At 41.4% G+C, this 17634-nt stretch carries 16 protein-coding genes; 15 read left to right on the top strand and 1 reads right to left on the bottom strand.

Translation table 11 applies throughout. The features are described from left to right. Positions 1-205: 205 nt before the first annotated feature. From alaS to CJ305_RS15355, 15 genes are all read left to right on the top strand, one after another. Positions 206-2818, top strand: coding sequence for an alanine--tRNA ligase (gene alaS, locus CJ305_RS15430; RefSeq protein ID WP_099647195.1), 2613 nt, complete (start codon positions 206-208; stop codon positions 2816-2818). A 43-nt stretch (positions 2819-2861) separates the two neighbouring features. After that, a complete protein-coding gene (locus tag CJ305_RS15425) occupies positions 2862-3299 on the top strand; it encodes a hypothetical protein (RefSeq protein ID WP_099647194.1) in 438 nt (145 codons plus the stop codon). Positions 3300-4088: 789 nt separating this feature from the next. Next, positions 4089-5036 (top strand): GSCFA domain-containing protein, encoded by a 948-nt coding sequence (locus CJ305_RS15415; RefSeq protein ID WP_099647192.1) that lies wholly within the window; start codon positions 4089-4091, stop codon positions 5034-5036. Between the two features lie 71 nt (positions 5037-5107). Next, entirely contained in the window at positions 5108-5620 is a 513-nt protein-coding gene (locus tag CJ305_RS15410; RefSeq protein WP_099647191.1) for a DUF6252 domain-containing protein, read from the top strand. Between the two features lie 251 nt (positions 5621-5871). Beyond that, complete coding sequence (locus CJ305_RS15405; protein WP_099647190.1) at positions 5872-7776, top strand: outer membrane protein assembly factor BamB family protein; 1905 nt, start codon at positions 5872-5874, stop codon at positions 7774-7776. A 64-nt stretch (positions 7777-7840) separates the two neighbouring features. Next, positions 7841-8227 (top strand): hypothetical protein, encoded by a 387-nt coding sequence (locus CJ305_RS15400; protein WP_099647189.1) that lies wholly within the window; start codon positions 7841-7843, stop codon positions 8225-8227. Next, on the top strand, positions 8208-8942 hold the full coding sequence (locus tag CJ305_RS15395) for a DUF6498-containing protein (protein ID WP_099647188.1): 735 nt from the start codon (positions 8208-8210) through the stop codon (positions 8940-8942). The genes CJ305_RS15400 and CJ305_RS15395 overlap by 20 nt, the downstream gene beginning before the upstream one ends. A 10-nt stretch (positions 8943-8952) precedes the next feature. Further along, entirely contained in the window at positions 8953-9303 is a 351-nt protein-coding gene (locus CJ305_RS15390) for a hypothetical protein (RefSeq protein WP_099647187.1), read from the top strand. A 12-nt stretch (positions 9304-9315) separates the two neighbouring features. Continuing rightward, a complete protein-coding gene (locus CJ305_RS15385; RefSeq protein WP_099647186.1) occupies positions 9316-9576 on the top strand; it encodes a hypothetical protein in 261 nt (86 codons plus the stop codon). 81 nt (positions 9577-9657) lie between these two features. Then, the gene (locus tag CJ305_RS15380; RefSeq protein ID WP_143469398.1) at positions 9658-11463 is read left to right on the top strand and encodes a tetratricopeptide repeat-containing sensor histidine kinase; all 1806 of its coding nucleotides are present in this window, start codon (positions 9658-9660) and stop codon (positions 11461-11463) included. A gap of 82 nt (positions 11464-11545) precedes the next feature. Then, positions 11546-12271 (top strand): NUDIX hydrolase, encoded by a 726-nt coding sequence (locus CJ305_RS15375; RefSeq protein WP_099647184.1) that lies wholly within the window; start codon positions 11546-11548, stop codon positions 12269-12271. A gap of 23 nt (positions 12272-12294) precedes the next feature. Next, complete coding sequence (locus tag CJ305_RS15370) at positions 12295-12945, top strand: response regulator (protein ID WP_099647183.1); 651 nt, start codon at positions 12295-12297, stop codon at positions 12943-12945. A gap of 95 nt (positions 12946-13040) precedes the next feature. Next, entirely contained in the window at positions 13041-13658 is a 618-nt protein-coding gene (locus tag CJ305_RS15365; RefSeq protein WP_099647182.1) for a DUF4230 domain-containing protein, read from the top strand. A gap of 7 nt (positions 13659-13665) precedes the next feature. Beyond that, on the top strand, positions 13666-15462 hold the full coding sequence (locus CJ305_RS15360) for a sensor histidine kinase (protein ID WP_143469397.1): 1797 nt from the start codon (positions 13666-13668) through the stop codon (positions 15460-15462). Further along, positions 15449-15850: a response regulator gene (locus CJ305_RS15355; protein WP_099647180.1), complete on the top strand. Its 402-nt coding sequence runs from the start codon at positions 15449-15451 to the stop codon at positions 15848-15850. Before CJ305_RS15360 ends, CJ305_RS15355 begins: the two co-directional genes overlap by 14 nt. Here the strand turns inward: CJ305_RS15355 and CJ305_RS15350 are convergent. Beyond that, positions 15847-17613, bottom strand: coding sequence for an aromatic amino acid hydroxylase (locus CJ305_RS15350; RefSeq protein WP_099647179.1), 1767 nt, complete (start codon positions 17611-17613; stop codon positions 15847-15849). The two genes, CJ305_RS15355 and CJ305_RS15350, sit on opposite strands and share 4 nt — an antisense overlap. Positions 17614-17634 lie beyond the last annotated feature (21 nt).

Here is a 17634-nt window from a genome sequence, read left to right as displayed (position 1 = left end):
AAATTATTCTATTTTTGCGTTAATGAAAACCCGCGAATCGTGGGTGAATCTTGAGTAAAACCTCAGGATTTAACGGAAGATTTTTAATGCTGAAAGCAGTCTAAAATCCTCAAAAATCCCTCCTGAATCAGAAGGGTAACGAACAAATATAAAAAATAGTTTGCCGTTAAACTCATTTTGGCAAAAACCAGTCTAAAATTTACTCATGAAATCCCAGGAAATTCGCGATACTTTTCTTTCATTTTTTAAGTCCAAAAACCATTCCATCGTCGCTTCAGCACCTATGGTGATCAAAAACGATCCCACGCTGATGTTTACAAACGCCGGTATGAATCAATTTAAAGAATACTTTTTGGGGAATGGAGTGCCCAAAGATACCCGGGTGACCGATACACAAAAATGTCTTCGCGTTAGCGGAAAGCATAACGATCTGGAAGAAGTGGGTAAAGATACTTACCATCACACGATGTTTGAGATGCTGGGTAACTGGAGTTTTGGCGATTACTTTAAGCAGGAAGCCATCGATTGGGCCTGGGAGTTGCTTACCGAAGTCTTCAAAATGGATAAAAATAACTTGTATGTTACCATTTTTGAAGGGGATAGCAGTGAAAATCTGGAGCGCGATACCGAGGCGTATGACATTTGGAGCAAGCACGTGCCTGCAGACCGTATCTTAAACGGAAACAAAAAAGACAACTTCTGGGAAATGGGCGATCAGGGACCCTGCGGACCCTGTTCTGAAATTCACGTCGATTTGCGTTCTGAAGAAGAAAAGGCAACAACACCGGGAGCTCAACTGGTCAATGCAGACCATCCTCAGGTGGTTGAGATCTGGAACCTGGTTTTCATTCAGTACAACCGAAAAGCAAACGGGTCGCTTGAAAATCTACCCGCAAAACATATTGATACTGGGATGGGCTTTGAGCGTCTCTGTATGGCGCTACAGGGCAAAAAATCAAATTATGATACTGATGTGTTTACACCGCTTATCCGCGAGATTGAGACCATCACCAATTCTAAATACGGAAGTAAAGAAGAAACCGATATCGCCATTCGGGTGATTGCAGATCACGTGCGCGCCGTTGCTTTCTCCATTGCAGACGGACAGTTGCCCAGCAACACCGGCGCCGGGTATGTGGTACGCCGTATTTTACGACGCGCGGTACGTTACGGGTTTACCTTTTTGGACACCAAAGAGCCTTTTATTTACAAGTTGATAGGCGTGCTGGTTGATGAGATGGGCAAAGCGTTCCCCGAACTTAAAAAACAACAAAACCTCATTTATAACGTCATCAAGGAAGAGGAACAGAGCTTCCTGCGAACTTTGGATCAGGGCTTGATTTTGCTTGATTCCATTATTGCAGAAACGGAAGGCAAAGAAGTGTCGGGTACCAAAGCTTTTGAGCTGTACGACACCTATGGTTTTCCTATAGATTTGACCGCTTTGATTTTGGGCGAAAAGGGGTACAGCCTCGACGAAAAAGGATTTCAGGCCGAATTGCAAAAACAAAAAGACCGTTCGCGTGCTGCCGGAAAAATTGAAGCCGGGGACTGGACGGTACTCGAGGATGATGCCGAAGAAGAATTTGTGGGTTACGACACGCTCCAAACGCCCGTGCGCATTACCCGCTACCGAAAAATAAATACCAAAAAAGAAGGCGATCAGTATCAACTCGTTTTTAATCTGACTCCGTTTTACGCAGAAGGTGGCGGTCAGGTGGGCGATAAAGGCTATCTCGAAGCGCCAAATGGTGATGTGATCTACATCACCGATACCAAAAAAGAAAATAACCTGATTATTCACCTGGCTAAAAACCTTCCGAAGAATTTAGAAGAAACCTTTACCGCGGTGGTAGATGCGAGGCAACGGAACCGTACGCAGGCAAACCATACCGCGACACACTTGTTGCATCAGGCCCTGCGCGCCGTTTTAGGAACTCACGTTGAGCAAAAAGGTTCTATGGTGCACAGCGGTTATTTGCGCTTTGACTTTTCGCACTTCTCAAAAGTAACGCCTGAAGAATTGAAAGAAGTAGAGCAGTTTGTAAATGCCCGTATTCAGGAGCAGTTGCCACTTGAGGAGCAGCGCGGTATTCCGTACGATCAGGCAATTGCTGAGGGGGCGATTGCGCTATTTGGTGAAAAATACGGGGATGCGGTGCGTACCATACGTTTTGGCAAGTCGATGGAGTTGTGTGGCGGTACCCACGCAGACAATACCGGTGATATCTGGTATTTTAAAATTAAATCTGAGGGAGCGGTTGCTTCGGGAATTCGTCGTATTGAAGCGATAACCGGCGACGCGGTGATGCAGTATTTTGAAGAACAGGACGAAACGCTTGAATCTGTTCGTGGCCTGCTTAACAATACGAAAGAACCTGCAAAAGCCATTGAAAACCTACAGGAAGAAAACAACGAACTCAAAAAGCAGCTCGAGTCGTTATTGGCTGAGAAAGCCAAAAATGTAAAAGGCGAACTCAAAGCAGATCTGGAAGAAATCAACGGAATTCAGTTTCTTGCCCGTGAGGTGGATCTGGATGCAAACGGCATCAAAGATTTGTCTTTTCAGTTAGGAGGTGAGGTTGAAAATCTCTTTTTGGTACTGGCTTCCCGTCAGGGCGGTAAGGCTTTGTTAAGTTGTTATATTGATAAGGATTTAGCTAAAGCGAAAGACTTAAATGCGGGTACCATTGTACGCGAACTGGGTAAATACATTCAGGGAGGTGGCGGAGGCCAGCCGTTTTTTGCTACCGCCGGCGGAAAAAATCCCGATGGAATTGTTGCCGCACTAGATGCAGTGAAGAAGTATCTGGTTTAATGCTTTGATTTCATTGTTACGTTAGTTGTTAAACTAGATTCAAATGGTGAATGAACCTGAGATCAATACAGTTCTAGAATTAGAACTGTGGCTAAAAGAAAATTGTTATTCAAAGGATAATTACAGTATAAATGGCAATTCTATTATTGAAGGTCGTGGACTTGAAAATATTGGAGGACTTTATCAGTGGTATTATACAGAGCGAGGTAACAAGAGTATTTTGAAATACTTCAATACTGAAAAAGAAGCTGTTCAGTATGCTTGTGAAGAGATTAAAGCAGATAAACACGCAAACAGGCACTACATTGGAATGTATTCATCTGAGCAAATAGTCGAGAAGATATTAGGTGAACTCAAAAAACGTCGAATAGAGTTTTGGACTGATAAAATTCCTTATGGTGGCTTGAAAGATTTAAGAACTCGAATTTTTGTAATTGGTTGCGGAATAAAAAATGCAAGGGATCTGATAAAAAATAAATAAACTGCCTACTATCCAGCAATTTGATTTTTATTTCAGGATATTTAAATAACCCAATCTTGTCAGGTCGAGCGTGTCACACTGAGCTCGTCGAAGTGCAGTCGAGACTCATCCGCTCTTGCGCGATTGTATCGCACATTGTTTCTAGTATTTTTTAAGGAAAACGGTATATCATTTAACCTCACAAGGACTAAATAAAAATCTGCAATCAATAAAACACCTTAAAAGTGAATTGGTTCTGATAAAACAAAAGAAGTGACAATTGATCGTATAGTGCAAAAAAGAATGTTTGTTCTGTTTTTGATTTCACAAATACTTATTATTCTTATGAAGATAATGATATTTGGATCGAATGAAATCACATCTTACAATAGAACCATAGGTTGGTCATTCGATTTTAAGTATTGGATCATAATTACTAAGCCTTTTCTCTGGATAACAGTGTTTTTAGGGTATGGGGTTCTAAGCTTATTGAGATATTCTACGAATAAGATTCTTTCAATAATTCATTTGATATCTATTTTCCTGATTTTTATAGTAGAAGCGATTTTATCCCTGAGTTCAGGTATCGTCCTGACTCTATTGTTTTTTTCAGCCTTGGTTTTTTTAATGAATTTTGGTTGGGCTATAAAAAATGGAATTAGTAAATCAGCCGAGTTGAGAAATACGAAATAAAAAATCACAAATAGGAATAACAATAAAATATCGCCGTTGTCAGGTCGAGCGCAGTCGAGACCCATATACTAAGATGACTGTATCGCGCATTTTTTGAAATAACAAAAACAATAACTTTTGCAACTCCAAACCAAAATCCCGCTTCAACCTGCCGCTAATCCTATAGATTACGATTCGCAGATTATGCTCGTGGGCAGTTGTTTTGTTGAAAATATTGGGGCGAAATTCGAATATTATAAGTTTAGGAATAGCGTAAATCCGTTTGGGATTTTCTTTCACCCGGAAGCTATTGCCCGGTTTTTTGAGCAGGTGGCTGAGCAAAGAGAATTTAAAGAAAGTGATTTTGAAGAAGTAAACGGAAGTTTTGTCTCGTTTGATGCGCACTCTAAATTGAGTGCAACTTCGGCAAAAGCTGCGATAGAGCAGCTTAATACAGCCCTGGCTGATGCCCACTACCAACTCCAAAAAGCCACGCATATCTTTATCACGCTGGGCACAGCCTGGGGATATCGCCATAAAACTCAAAATAAGATCGTAGCCAATTGCCATAAAATCCCACAGCGGGAGTATAAGAAAGAACTGGCTTCGGTGGTAGATATTGAAGCGGCGATAAGCCGGATGTTAGCAGCTGTTGCAAATCTTAATTTCAATGCTTCGGTAACTTTAACCGTTTCTCCCGTGCGCCATATTAAAGATGGTTTTGTCGAAAACCAGCGCAGTAAAGCGCATCTTATTGCCGCGACACACGCTTTGGTAGAGCGGAGTGATCGTGCTTTTTACTTTCCGGCCTATGAAATTGTAATGGACGAGCTACGCGATTACCGCTTCTACGACCGCGACCTCATACATCCTAACGCTATTGCTGTTGATTACATCTGGGAAGCTTTTGAGTCGGTTTACCTTTCGCCGCAGGCTAAAGAATTAAAAAAGCAGGTTGAAGAAATTCAGCGTGGTTTAGAGCACAGGCCTTTTAACCCAAATTCAGATCAGCATCAGCAATTCCTTAAAAAACTGCAGCAAAAAATAGCCCGGCTGCAGCGGGAAATCCCTCATATTCAATTCTAAATACGGCAATTGCCTTATGGATTCGTGTTTTGATTAACAGGAGATTTGTCTTGTAATCAAAAACCAAAACCATGAACACAATTATCAAATTCACATCCATTTTTTTTCTGGGTCTTTCCCTAAGTCTTACGTCCTGCTCTACAGATGATGACGGGGGCGACAGCGCTTCCGGTGAAGGCAATCTTACCGCAAAAGTAGATGGTAAGGCCTACAAGTCTATGCCTGCTGCGACTACTGCTCAGGAGAGTTCTTCCGCCAATATCGAAATCATTACCATTAGCGGCGGTAGTGCAGATTCTGAAAACATTCAGATAACCATTATTGGTTTTGAAGGCGTTGGGACTTACAACCTGAATGCGGCAAGCCTGGGCACTTACACCTATCTTAAAGACAAATCTGATTTTATGAGCGCTCAGATTTTTTCTACTGCGACGGGCGCATCATCTAACGGCGAGATTAAAATCGCGGAGTATACCAAAGGTGAAAGCGTTAAGGGAACCTTCAGTTTTACGGGGTATCTTACCAGTGATACCACCAAAAAGGTGGTGGTGAGCGAAGGCGATTTCAACGTAAAAATTAAGTAAGTATTACTATCGAAAATCTCAAGTGTTGAGGTTTTTACACGAAGCCGGAAGCAGGAGCAATTCTGTTTTCGGCTTTATTACTTTTAGGGCAGACAATATTTTTAAAAATAGGTACTTCAGTACTGTTTTATCTCGAGCCTCAGCTCTTGTTTTCTCTTGTCCTACGTCAAAATATACGGCAATTGCCCTATTGATTAGCGGTTGATTTTCAGGGACTTTTGGAGTGTAAAAACTTTATAAACCGAAGACTTATGAAAATTCAATTACACCATTTAAGCAGCATCGTATGCTTTTTGCTTTTTACCGGAGGCCTTTTCGCTCAAAAAGCTGAAACTCCAGATTATACCTACGATGTAGGCGGAAACATTAACGACATGACTCTGACTTTGGCCGGAACGATGGTCGTCTCAACCAGTGATGGTCTCGTGGGTATTAAGCCGGGTTCTAACGAGCTGGTATTTAAGTTTACCGATTACGGTAGCGTAAAGCCTGAAGAGGTGACGTATATTCCTGCTTCACCTTATCTTATCGTAGACCAGGGAGGCGTTGGGGGTCTTAAAGCTTTGTCGGCTTTATCGAGCAAAAAAGCGGTCATTGATTACATTTCAGGTAAAGTGATTTTCACTACCGAAAGTAAAGGCTGGAAGACCGTTCAAACAGCAGATGTGATTATGCCCGATAACAAGCTCGTCATCAGCGGACTTCAAAAAGAAGGTTCGATGGCTGAAAAGAACACAGCTAAACTGGCTGTTTATGATCTCATTACCGGTAATCTCGATTATTCCTTTTTCCTGAACGAGCCGGGTAAAACAACAGCTAAATATTTTGCTGTAACGGGGACGCCTTTATTATTAAAAGACAAACTATTGGTGCCTACGACTCAGGGTATTTATGCGAAAAGTCATTCGGGGCAAACGCTTTGGGAAAATGACGTAAAAGATGTGAACTGGATGACCTCAAGCGCAGACGAGAAAGAAATTTATGCTTTTGACGTAAACGACACCGGGAGTAAAACCGAAATCATAAAAGTGAAGCCTGATGGCGGTGAAGCCTGGGGAGACAAGGTAAAAGTTGACGGGGTGGTGAGCAATTTTCAAATTGTACCCCAGGGTCTGATTGTAGTGAGTGATAAAGATACTTCCGGAAAAAGTGTGCTTGCCGGTCGGTCTGAGTCAAAAATCAATCTGCTGAGCGCAGCTAATGGTGAGGATCTTTGGGACAAAGCACCTAAAACCGGTGGTTTTGTGCAGCATTTCTATGTGATGGAAGATGGGATTCTATTCGGTATTTATGAAGGTGGAATCAATAAAGTCGCTTTTGACGGGACTCCATTGTTCAAAAAGCCGCTCAAAACCGGAGAGAATATTCAGATCATGGCCGAAACTCCGAAGGGATTGATCTACATTACCTCAGAAGATGCCAATATTGTAGATCTCAAAACCGGAGAATCTATTTGGAATAAACCTTTAAAATTCAAGAAGGCCGAGAGTGTTACTTCGGCTTTTGATGAGGCACACAGCCGGTATTTAATCAATGCGGATGATGAGTTATTTGCTGTAGACGCAGCGAGTGGAGACGTATCAACTCTGGCGAATGTAAAGTTTGATGAAAAAGAAAATCCAACCACACTGGCAGTGCGCGATAATGGTATTTTCTTAGGGAGTGATCAAAACATGACCTTACTTGACTTTGACGGAAACGAAAAGTACCATGAGTATTATAAATCTCCGGGCCGAAGCACGTTTGGTAAAATTATGGGCGGTATTACAGCGGTAGCAACCACAGCACTTACCGTGACCATGGCTGCTTCTGCAGGAGCAAATCGTAATGGGATGGATATGAATAATCTGGACAGTTATAATGAAACCGGAAAAGAAGCCAAGCGCGCCCAGGATATGTTTGCATCGATGGCAGGAGCTTCCTTTGAATACCTTAGCAAACGCTTTAAAGCTTCTGCGGCGACCGAAGATTCTCAGTTTATCCTTTCTAATCTGGATGACGGTGTTGGACTGGTAAAATTGAGCAAAGCTGACGGGAGTGTGGAAAAAGAAATTCTGCTTAAAGACAAAAAACCGGAGTATGAGGTAGATGATTTTGGAGGTGTGCTGTATTACAAAGCCGATAACAAAACCATTTATGCATACAATTTGAGGTAATCTCAAGCTATTAATTAATATTAGAAACTGCCTGAAGCTGTTTCGGGCAGTTTTGATTTAAAGGATGAATTATTTTTTGATTCTAAGTTCTGTAAGCCTGGTAATTGGGCTGAGTTATTTTGGCTTCCGCTTTATAGAGCACCACATCGGGGGAGGTTTTTCGCAGTCAAAAATTGCCTTCTTTTATGGTTACGCAGCTTTGGTTTATGCGCTGGCAGCGCTGGTGGTGAGTTGGATGTGGGTGTATTACATCAACGTGTTGATAGGCGTGCCTTGTTTGATTACCGGTTACTTCTGTGCTGGTAGATACCGAAGTTTGAGGGCCGGTAAAAAAATGTATATACTGTTTTTAGTGTTGTTTTCAATTGCGTTGCTTTTAGCATTACTGAGTTTAATTGCGTTTTTAAATCGCTACTTATTTCGTTTAAATTTTGAAAACCCTGGTTTTTGAATTGCTCAGGCCTAACACCAAAAATTATATGGTGTATGTAAATGCCCTGTTTTTATTGGGTTTGCTGAGTGTAGGTTATGTGAGTGCCCTTGCCGTAGTAATGGCTTATTTTATTGAGAGTATCATTTTAGGTGTTTTTAATGCAGTAAAAATGGGTTTTAGCACTTCGTATGCTAATAGAACAGAGGGAGGTGGAAGCGCCAACTACAGCCTGATCCTATTCTTCTGTTTTCATTATGGTTTTTTTATTGCGATACAGAGCATTTTCGTTTTTTCATTTTTTGAGATGGAAGGTGGCCTGTTTAAGGAGCCTTTTGCTTTGATTCAGAATTATTCAGATCTGTTAAAGCTTGAGGGAATGTGGCTGCTTATCGCCAGCATTGTGTTTACAAACCTGCTGGCTTTTGTGATGAATTTTTTAGCCGAAAAGCGCTACACAGAGTTCACAGCAAATGAACTGATGTCCAAACCCTACTTGCGCATTTTTGTGCAGCAGTTTGTAGTCATACTCTCTGGTTTTTTTCTGGTGTTTCTCAAAGCCGGAATGATAGCCGCGGTGCTTCTGATCCTGTTTCGATTGGCGCTCGATCTGTTTTTGATAGGCCTACGCGAAAATACAGAAGCGCTAGACCGCTTTGCGTCCTGGTATGCTGAGAAGAACAGTCAAATGAGTTTTGAAAAAATCAAAAAGCAATTGCTACTGTTTAGTGAATAAATTTTAAGTAATGGATGCAGTTTCGGGATCTGTATGGTTGATTTTGATGGTAGCTTTTAGTACGTTACTATATTATGTGGCTTACAAATTGGTTTTGTGGATTGCGAGCAAATACGTTCTTGCGACCGAACCAGACTCTTTGAAGGGCATCCTGGCGGTACTGCTTCTGCTTCCTATGCTCATTTTGGTATGGGATTTTACATTTACAGGTACCGTATTTACGGCTTTGCCCCCATACCTAACCGGACTCCTGGTTCTGGTTTCAGTATTAAAAAGCAATTTAAGGCCAAGAATTAAAGGAATTCTCACAGGTTTATATCTGGTCATAGGTTTTGTATTTATCGGGCAGGCTATAACCTAAAGCGGAATGGAAATGAGCAGTATTTTTTCAATACCGGAAGCTTTAATCGTAGCGGCAGTTTTGCTGCTATTGCTTCTGATGCTGCTGTATTTTCAAAGGCTAAAACGGAAAGATCAAAAAGCAGCTGAAATGAGGTTATCTCATTTAAATGAAAACGTTCAGCGCAACCGGGATCAGCTGATAAAGCGGAAGCAGTACCTGAATACCTACAATCTTTTAGCCTATAATCTTAACGAAGCGCTAATCATTCAGCCTGAAATTATAGTGAGATAAAACTATTCCAACCGATTTTTAAAAGAAATCTATTGTGGTATTATTTATATTAGCTTGCAAAATGCAAGCAATCAGATTTTTATGAAACACTATTACGTTTGGACTTTATTTCTTTTTCTTAATGTTGGCGTTCTTTCAGCGCAGAATATTCAACAAATAGATTCTATAAATGCCATTTTGGTTCAAAACTCTTCGCTTAAAACGGACTCGCTTCTGGTAATTTATGATGGCGTTTATAAAGCCGCAGAAAAGCTGAAGTATCAAAAGGGAATGGGGGAAGCTCTTAAAAACACGGCGATAGTCTACGGCTATGATGGCAAGCTTGATAAGCGGCTGGAATATTCCTTAAAAGCGATACGCATTTTTGAAGAAAATGATCTCAAACCGCAGGCGGCAAACCTGTATGGAGAAATGGGCTATGGGATGAAGCGTGACAATATGGAGCGTGCGCAGTATTATATGAACAAGGGCCTGAAAATGGCTGAGGAAGGAAACTATAAAGAAGTTTTAGATCGTACCTATAATAACTACGGTGTGCTAAAAGAAATGCAGGGTCAACTGGATAGCGCGCTTTATTTTTATAAAAAGGGTCTGGCTATTGTTGAAGAACGAAACTATACCGAAGGTTTGCCCTACAGCTACAGTAATCTGGCCGGGGTTTACGGGCAGATGGGCAACTACGATCTTTCACGCGAGTATTTTTATAAGGCGAAAGCTATACGTGAGCAGATAAATGATCGTAAAGGCATTGCGGAAAATTTTACACAGATAGGAGAAGTTTATCTGGCCGAGGGTAAACCCGGTGAAGCAGTTCCCTTTTTTAAGCAATCATTACCTCTCGCCATCTCAGAGGAGTACCGGTTTTTAACTCAGTATACTTATCAGCAATTGTCTGAAGCTTACAAGCAATTGCGCCAAACCGATTCTGCCTTGTTCTATTTTGAGCGGTATTCGGCTTATAAAGACAGCATCAATTCTCTGGATGTAAATAAACGAATGGCTGAGCTTAATGTGGAATACGAAACGGAGAAAAAGGAAAACGAGATTCTAAAACAACGGGCAGAACTTGCCGAAAAGGATCTGGAGGTTAGACGTAAAAATCTGTATATCTATGGCAGTCTTGGGCTCGCGATTATTTTAGGCTTGCTGGGTTACCTGATTTACAGCCGTCAGAAATTGAAAAACAGACAACTTCAAAAAGAAAGTGAGCTTCAGATCGCTTTGGCAAAAATCGAAACCCAAAACCGGCTTGAAGAACAGCGTCTGCGTATTTCTAGGGACTTACACGATAATATAGGTTCGCAGCTTACGTTTATTATTATCAGTTTAGACAACCTGAATTATTTGGTGAAAGATACCGGGCAAGAGGTCAGGGAGCGCATTGCGGCCATCAGCGCCTTTACATCGGTAACGATTAATGAACTGCGTGATACCGTCTGGGCGATGAATAAAGAACACATTAGCCTGGCAGATTTAGAATCGCGTATCAAAGGCTTAATTGATAAAGCTAAGGAAAGTGATACCGAAACGCAGTTTGAAATGGTACTTCAGGATTTAACAAATCAACTTACGTTTAGCGCTCTTGAGGGGATAAATATGTATCGAATCATTCAGGAAGCTATAAACAATGCGATTAAGTATGCTAAGGCCGGAAATCTGAAAATCGAAATGCGTTTAGAACGGTCGGTTTTTAAAGTAAGCATCAAAGATAACGGAGTAGGTTTTGACCAAACAAAACACAACGCCGGAAATGGTTTAAACAATATGCGTAAACGAGCGGCAGATATTGAAGCAGAGTTATTGGTGACCAGTAGTTTAGGAGAAGGCAGTACAATTGAACTCGTTAAGCCGGTAACCGAATCACATATGCAATCATCAGAATTTTAATTATTAGGGTTTCGGGCTAAAATGAGGTAATGGTTTTGCTTTCTAAATAAAAAACGTATTTTAAACGCTTAAAATCGAACCTATGACTCCCAGTTCTGCCAGTACGGCTCAAGCTTCTAATAATGATTTTTATGCAGCGCACGATAAATTATATGTGGCTACAGACTGTATTATTTTTGGTTTTGATGATGGGGATCTAAAACTTTTGATCTTTAAAAGGAGGGTAGAGCCAGACTCCGGAATCTGGTCGCTAATAGGAAGCTTTGTCAAGATAGATGAAGACGTTGATGAGGCTGCACGGCGGGTTTTAAAGGAAATCACTGGTCTCGAAGAGATCTATCTGGAGCAGTCAAAAACCTATGGCAAAGCCGAAAGAGATCCGGGTTACCGCTGTATTTCGGTAGCGCATTACGCCTTGATGCGAATTAATGATCACGATCGCGAACTTACCCAGAGCCACGGAGCTTTTTGGTACACGCTGCAGGAGCTGCCCCAACTGGCACTTGATCATCAGGATATGGTGCGTGATGCTTTAGATAAACTGCGCAGACGAGCACGGTATCAACCCATAGGATTTGAGCTGTTGCCTGAAAAATTTACGATTCCTCAGTTGCAGAAGCTTTACGAATCAATTTATCAGCGCGAACTCGATCCGCGTAATTTTAGAAAGAAAGTTCTTTCCTTAAAAGTTTTGGTAAAGCTTGATGAAAAAGATAAGTCGGGCAGCAAGCGCGGCGCTTATCTATACCGTTTTGATTCTGAAAAGTATCAGGAGCTGCTTGAAAGTGGTTACAACTTCGAAATCTGATCCCAAATCAACAATAGTAAAAGATGCCTGTACGCATAGCAATAGCTGAAGATAAATTCTATCTGGCGCAGTCGCTTAAAGAAAAGCTTTCCTTTTTCAAGGATTTTGATTTGCGTCTGATTGCAGAGAACGGACAGATTTTGGTTGAAAAGATTCGGGAGCAACCTCATGTAGATTTGATTTTGATGGATATTGAGATGCCCGTTCTTAATGGAATAGAAGCTACGGCAATTGTCAAGGACGAATTTCCACACGTCAAAATAATCATGCTCACGGTCTTTGATGACGATCTCCATATTTTTAATGCGATTCAGGCCGGTGCAGACGGGTATTTATTAAAAGAAACTCCGCCGGAAGCCCTCAAAACCGGTATTGAAGAAACATTGGCAGGTGGAGCTGCAATGACGCCCGCTATAGCGATGCGAACCTTAAAACTGTTGCGTAATCCCGATGCGGTCACGCATTTGGATAAACAGGAAGAAATACAGCTTTCGCAGCGCGAAATAGAAGTTTTAGAGCAATTGGAAAAAGGGTTAAGCTATACTAAAATCGCCGAAAATTTAGTGGTCTCTCCAAGTACCGTCCGTAAACACATCGAGAATATTTATAAAAAGCTGCAGGTGCATAACAAGCTTGAAGCTGTTAAAAAAGCCCGTAATAACAATTTAATCTAGTATTACCTGAGATAATTTTGTAATATTAGAATCAAAGTGAACCGGGAACGCCCGTCCTGTTTCAAACTAGTAAACTTAACCTCATTCTGCGAGCAGTGCGTAAACTTCTAATTATCCTACTTCTGATAGTTCTGGGCATTTTTACCTATAATTATTTCGCAGAGCGAAATGAGTCCAGGCAGCGTCTTGTCGAGAGTTCTGCTCTGATTCAAAAAGAGGTGCGCAATGTGGGTAAACTCATTGTGACCGAAGGAACCTTTGCTCAGGTTTTTACCTATAACGATTCAAAGCGGATGTATTTTGATTTGCTCACGGCCAATAAAAAGGCGCTTGTGGTAGTCAATGCTAAAGTAAGTATTGCTTATGATTTACGGGCTATGCAGACCGAAATTGATGAGCAAAACAAAACGATAACTATTCTGAGCATCCCAAAACCGGAAATCAATATCAATCCTGATATTGAATATTATGATGTAACTCAGGATTATCTTAATCAATTTGAAGCTTCAGACTATAATACCATCAAAAAGAGAGTTACTGCAAGTGTTCGCAAAAAGGTAGAGGCTTCAGAGCTTCCTGAGCAGGCCGAGCAGCGGCTCATTTCTGAATTGGCAAGTATCTATGCGGTCACTAATGCGTTGGGGTGGGAGTTGAGGTATAATAAGACTGCCATTAAGAGTAATGATCAGCTTCAAAAGGTAATTATTGATTAGTACGGGGATGGCAGTAGTAAAAACATCACAGATTTTGATTGAGGCCATACGCGAAATGCCGGGTGTATTCGCGATAGTCGATAAAGATCTGGCTATTATTTCCCAAAGTAAGGAATGGGATTCGGCATTGCTTTTAGCGTTTACAGGTACTTCGGGAGAATCGGGTAAAATTCGTTTAAAATTTGACCTGGCTTTTGAGAAAGCCGTAATGGGTGAGCACGCTTATTTTGTTGAAGATTTGCCTCACAAGCAAACTCGGTATAAATACAAATTCAGGAGAATAGATGAAAACCCGTGCCTGATTCTTATTCAGCAGGTTTTACTTACCCGCCCTAAAGATTACCGGAAAGAGCTGTTACTACAGGAAACCAATAAGGTTGCAGATATTGGCTTCTGGGAATTCAATATTTTAACGGGTAAGATTTTCTGGTCTGAGGTAACCCGTAAAATTCACGAGGTGCCGGAAGACTTTGTACCCAATCTGGAAACCGGGGTTAGTTTTTATAAAGAAGGTGAGGACAGAGAGCGTATCTCTGAGGCAGTTCAAAAAGGGATGCAAACCGGGGAGTCCTGGGAAGGGGACTATACCATCATTACACATACCGGTAAAGAAAGGCACGTAAATGCACGGGGTAAAGCGGAGTTTGAAGACGGGAAATGTGTGCGCCTTGTGGGAACATTTCAGGATATTACAGAGCGCGTTAACCGAAGTCTTAAACTTAAAAGTAGTGAGGAACAGTTTAGGTTAGCATTTGATAATTCTCCCATCGGCTTTTTGATTTTAGGTGTCGAAGAATTTCAGATTTTACGCACTAATGAGGCTTTTCAAAAACTGATTAAGTATGATGACGAGCAATTAAAAACTAAAAAACTGACGGATTTCTTCACGTCAAAAGATTTCAACAGATACGCTGCAAAATTTCAAAACTTAATTGAGGCTAAGATCCCTAAGATTGAAGGAGAGTATTTCTTTCAGGACAGCTTTGGGGAAATACTTACCTGCAGCCTATTTGCTTCCGTTATTTACGATGCCAATAACAGGGCTAAAGAGCTTATTGTTCAGATCCAGGATGTAACAGAGCTAAAGAAAAAAAGAGAAGAAGTAGATCGTTTTGTAGAAGTCACTACAGATCAAAATACCAGGCTTATAAATTTTGCGCACATCGTTTCACACAACCTCAGATCGCATACCAGCAACATCAGTATGTTGTTAAACTTTCTCAAAGCCGAGGAAGATGAGGGAGAGCGCGAGATTCAATTAGATATGTTGAATCAGGCTTCAGATATGCTTAATGAAACTATTGATCACTTAAACGAGGTGGTTTCTGTAGATATAGACGTGAAGGATAAGGAAGAACTTGATCTTCATAGTTATGTCAATAATACCGAGCGTTCTCTGCGTGGTTTAATCGTGAATGCTAATTTTAAGGTTTACAATCACGTGCCTGAAGGTTTCAAAGTATATGCGGTTCCTGCATACATAGAAAGCATTTTGCTGAATTTGTTTACAAACGCTATAAAGTATAGGGATTGCAATAGAAAATCCTGGCTTCAGATTTCAGCAGAAAGCAAACAAGGATACTCCATCTTAAGTGTTAGTGATAATGGCTCGGGTATAGACTTAGACCGCTATGGTGATCGTGTTTTTGGCCTGTATAAAACCTTTCACAAACATTCAGATGCCCGGGGTTTGGGATTGTATATGACGCAATCGCAGATTCAGGTGATGGGCGGTTCAATAGACGTAAAAAGTAAGGTGGGCGAAGGAACCACATTTATAATAAAACTCCATGAAAAAGATTAAACTGGCTTGTTTGGTAGACGATGACCCGATAGTAGTTTTCGGACTTAAAAAGATGATGAAACTTGTGAAGTTTTGCGAGAATTTCCTGGTTTATAGTAATGGTCAGGAGGCATTAGATGCGCTCATCGCTATTTTTAAGAATGGAGAACAAATACCGGATTTGATTTTGTTAGATCTCAATATGCCGGTAATGGACGGTTGGGAGTTTCTTGAGGCTTTTACGAAATACAATCCGCCCAAAAAAATCACCATCTATATTCTCACCTCATCTATTGATCCCCGCGATCAGGAGCGTGCTCTGCGATTTAACAGCGTATCTAACTATGTGGTTAAACCGGTGACCTTAGAACAATTGGAAGCCATACGTGATTCAATTACCGAAGATTAATTTCTTGTTGAACGTATGAGCTCTAGGCCATCTTTTATAAGATGACTCAGTTTAGGACGCTCTTCAGAAAGTTTTTTGAGGTGTTCTTCGATTTTTTGACAAAATTCAGAACGGTTTTCATCAAAAGCGAGTTCATACAATTCTACAGGTAGCAGCCAATCTTCCGGATGAGATTTTTTTAGGATATCAAAAACAGCTTCAGGAGCAAATGGTGTGTCTTTGCCATTGCGGTAATCGCGCACTGCCTGATATAGTGATTCAAGCTCCTGCCGCTTGTCATTTTTAGAGGCCTTAATAGTCTCAGAGCCGGGTTTGTGATGTGTTAGGTCAAATGATTTAAAGTCTGCAGGACCTGAGAATGCCGAAGTAATTTTTTTGCCCACTCCCAGATGATAAACTCCCCATTCCGGTTTGAAAAGCAGACGTTCCTGGTGTGTAACCGTGCAGTCTTCAAAACTGATAAGGATGATTTTTCCCTGTAAGTTACGGGTGCCGGTAATGATTTTTCCGGTTACAACAACGTCACCTTCAAACTCCAGCTTAATCTTTTCGCCCTCATAAATTTTATAAGCCTTGAGATCTTTGGGGCTCATATCTTCGATAGCAAGATTAATTCCTTTAAGCTTACCTATCGCGGTACCATAACCCTTAGGATGATTTAAAGTGCCGTGTCCTACCAGTTCCTTTTCGTGATAAGCAAGCGCGGTTGCTCCTTTGGTTTGTAAATAAGTCACTTTGCCTTTATGGGTAATCAGTTCATCAAAAACCCCGGAAATCTGTAGACCGGTACTCAATTGAGCTGTACCCAGATTATTGCTTTCAATTAGTTTTTGAAGCCCTTCCGGCCCACCGGTGCGTAAAGCCATGGTATTTGCAAATTCTTCGAGTACCTCGCTTAAAAAAGCAAAATCTGGAGTCACATACAATTGAGGCTGCGGTTTGGTAATGTCAAATTCCTTGTGCGCCGCTTCAGGACCATACGGAATTTTTTCAACCGCGTCGGTCATACACCATGCGCTCTCGCCAATAGATGATAGTAAGCCGGCGCCATAAATTTTAGGATTTTCAGGAGTGCCTATAAGTCCGTATTCAACCGTCCACCAGTGTAAATTGCGTATGAGGGCCATTTCGCTGGGCTTACCCATATTCTTCTGAAGATAGTCTACCTGTTCTTCAACTTCCCGAATGGCTTCTTCAGGAGTGTTTTCGGCTTCTTTGAGAATGGAAAGCTTTCGCACGGCTTCATACAGCTCGTAATCTTTAGCTGACGAAATCGCCTTGCAGCCTATTTCCCCAAAACGTCTGAGGTATTCGGCATATTCGGGGTTTGCGATTATCGGGGCATGGCCTGCGCCTTCGTGGATAATATCGGGAGCAGGCGTATATTCTATATGCTCAAGCTGACGTATGTCTGAAGCGATAACCAAAACGTTGTAGGCCTGAAACTCCATAAAGGCTGCCGGAGGAATAAAACCGTCAACCGCCACTGCTGCCCAGCCGATTTCTTTTAAAATGCGGTTCATCCCATACATATTGGGAATCTGATCAATAGAAATCCCGGTCTGTTTAAGACCATCGAGATAGGATTTATGAGCCGCTTTGCTGAGGTAGCTTACGTTTTTACGCATTACATAGCGCCAAACAGCCTGATTAATCGGGGTGTAATCCTCGTAGTTTTGAGGTTTTATATACTGTTTTAAATGCGGAGGCAGGCGGTCTATAAGTGGATTACTTTCAATATTTTTATCTAGAATCTCTGACATGCGTTATATTTTTAAGCGGAA

It is taken from the genome of Leeuwenhoekiella nanhaiensis (genome assembly GCF_002744755.1).
Classification (GTDB): Bacteria; Bacteroidota; Bacteroidia; order Flavobacteriales; family Flavobacteriaceae; genus Leeuwenhoekiella; species Leeuwenhoekiella nanhaiensis.
This window is presented reverse-complemented; position numbering and strand designations above follow the sequence as displayed.

Coding starts and splice junctions, on each gene's coding strand:
- alaS (WP_099647195.1), top strand. CDS start 206: ATGAAATCCCAGGAAATTCGCGATACTTTTCTTTCATTTTTTAAGTCC.
- CJ305_RS15425 (WP_099647194.1), top strand. CDS start 2,862: ATGGTGAATGAACCTGAGATCAATACAGTTCTAGAATTAGAACTGTGG.
- CJ305_RS15410 (WP_099647191.1), top strand. CDS start 5,108: ATGAACACAATTATCAAATTCACATCCATTTTTTTTCTGGGTCTTTCC.
- CJ305_RS15405 (WP_099647190.1), top strand. CDS start 5,872: ATGAAAATTCAATTACACCATTTAAGCAGCATCGTATGCTTTTTGCTT.
- CJ305_RS15400 (WP_099647189.1), top strand. CDS start 7,841: ATGAATTATTTTTTGATTCTAAGTTCTGTAAGCCTGGTAATTGGGCTG.
- CJ305_RS15390 (WP_099647187.1), top strand. CDS start 8,953: ATGGATGCAGTTTCGGGATCTGTATGGTTGATTTTGATGGTAGCTTTT.
- CJ305_RS15385 (WP_099647186.1), top strand. CDS start 9,316: ATGAGCAGTATTTTTTCAATACCGGAAGCTTTAATCGTAGCGGCAGTT.
- CJ305_RS15380 (WP_143469398.1), top strand. CDS start 9,658: ATGAAACACTATTACGTTTGGACTTTATTTCTTTTTCTTAATGTTGGC.
- CJ305_RS15375 (WP_099647184.1), top strand. CDS start 11,546: ATGACTCCCAGTTCTGCCAGTACGGCTCAAGCTTCTAATAATGATTTT.
- CJ305_RS15370 (WP_099647183.1), top strand. CDS start 12,295: ATGCCTGTACGCATAGCAATAGCTGAAGATAAATTCTATCTGGCGCAG.
- CJ305_RS15360 (WP_143469397.1), top strand. CDS start 13,666: ATGGCAGTAGTAAAAACATCACAGATTTTGATTGAGGCCATACGCGAA.
- CJ305_RS15355 (WP_099647180.1), top strand. CDS start 15,449: ATGAAAAAGATTAAACTGGCTTGTTTGGTAGACGATGACCCGATAGTA.
- CJ305_RS15350 (WP_099647179.1), bottom strand. CDS start 17,613: ATGTCAGAGATTCTAGATAAAAATATTGAAAGTAATCCACTTATAGAC.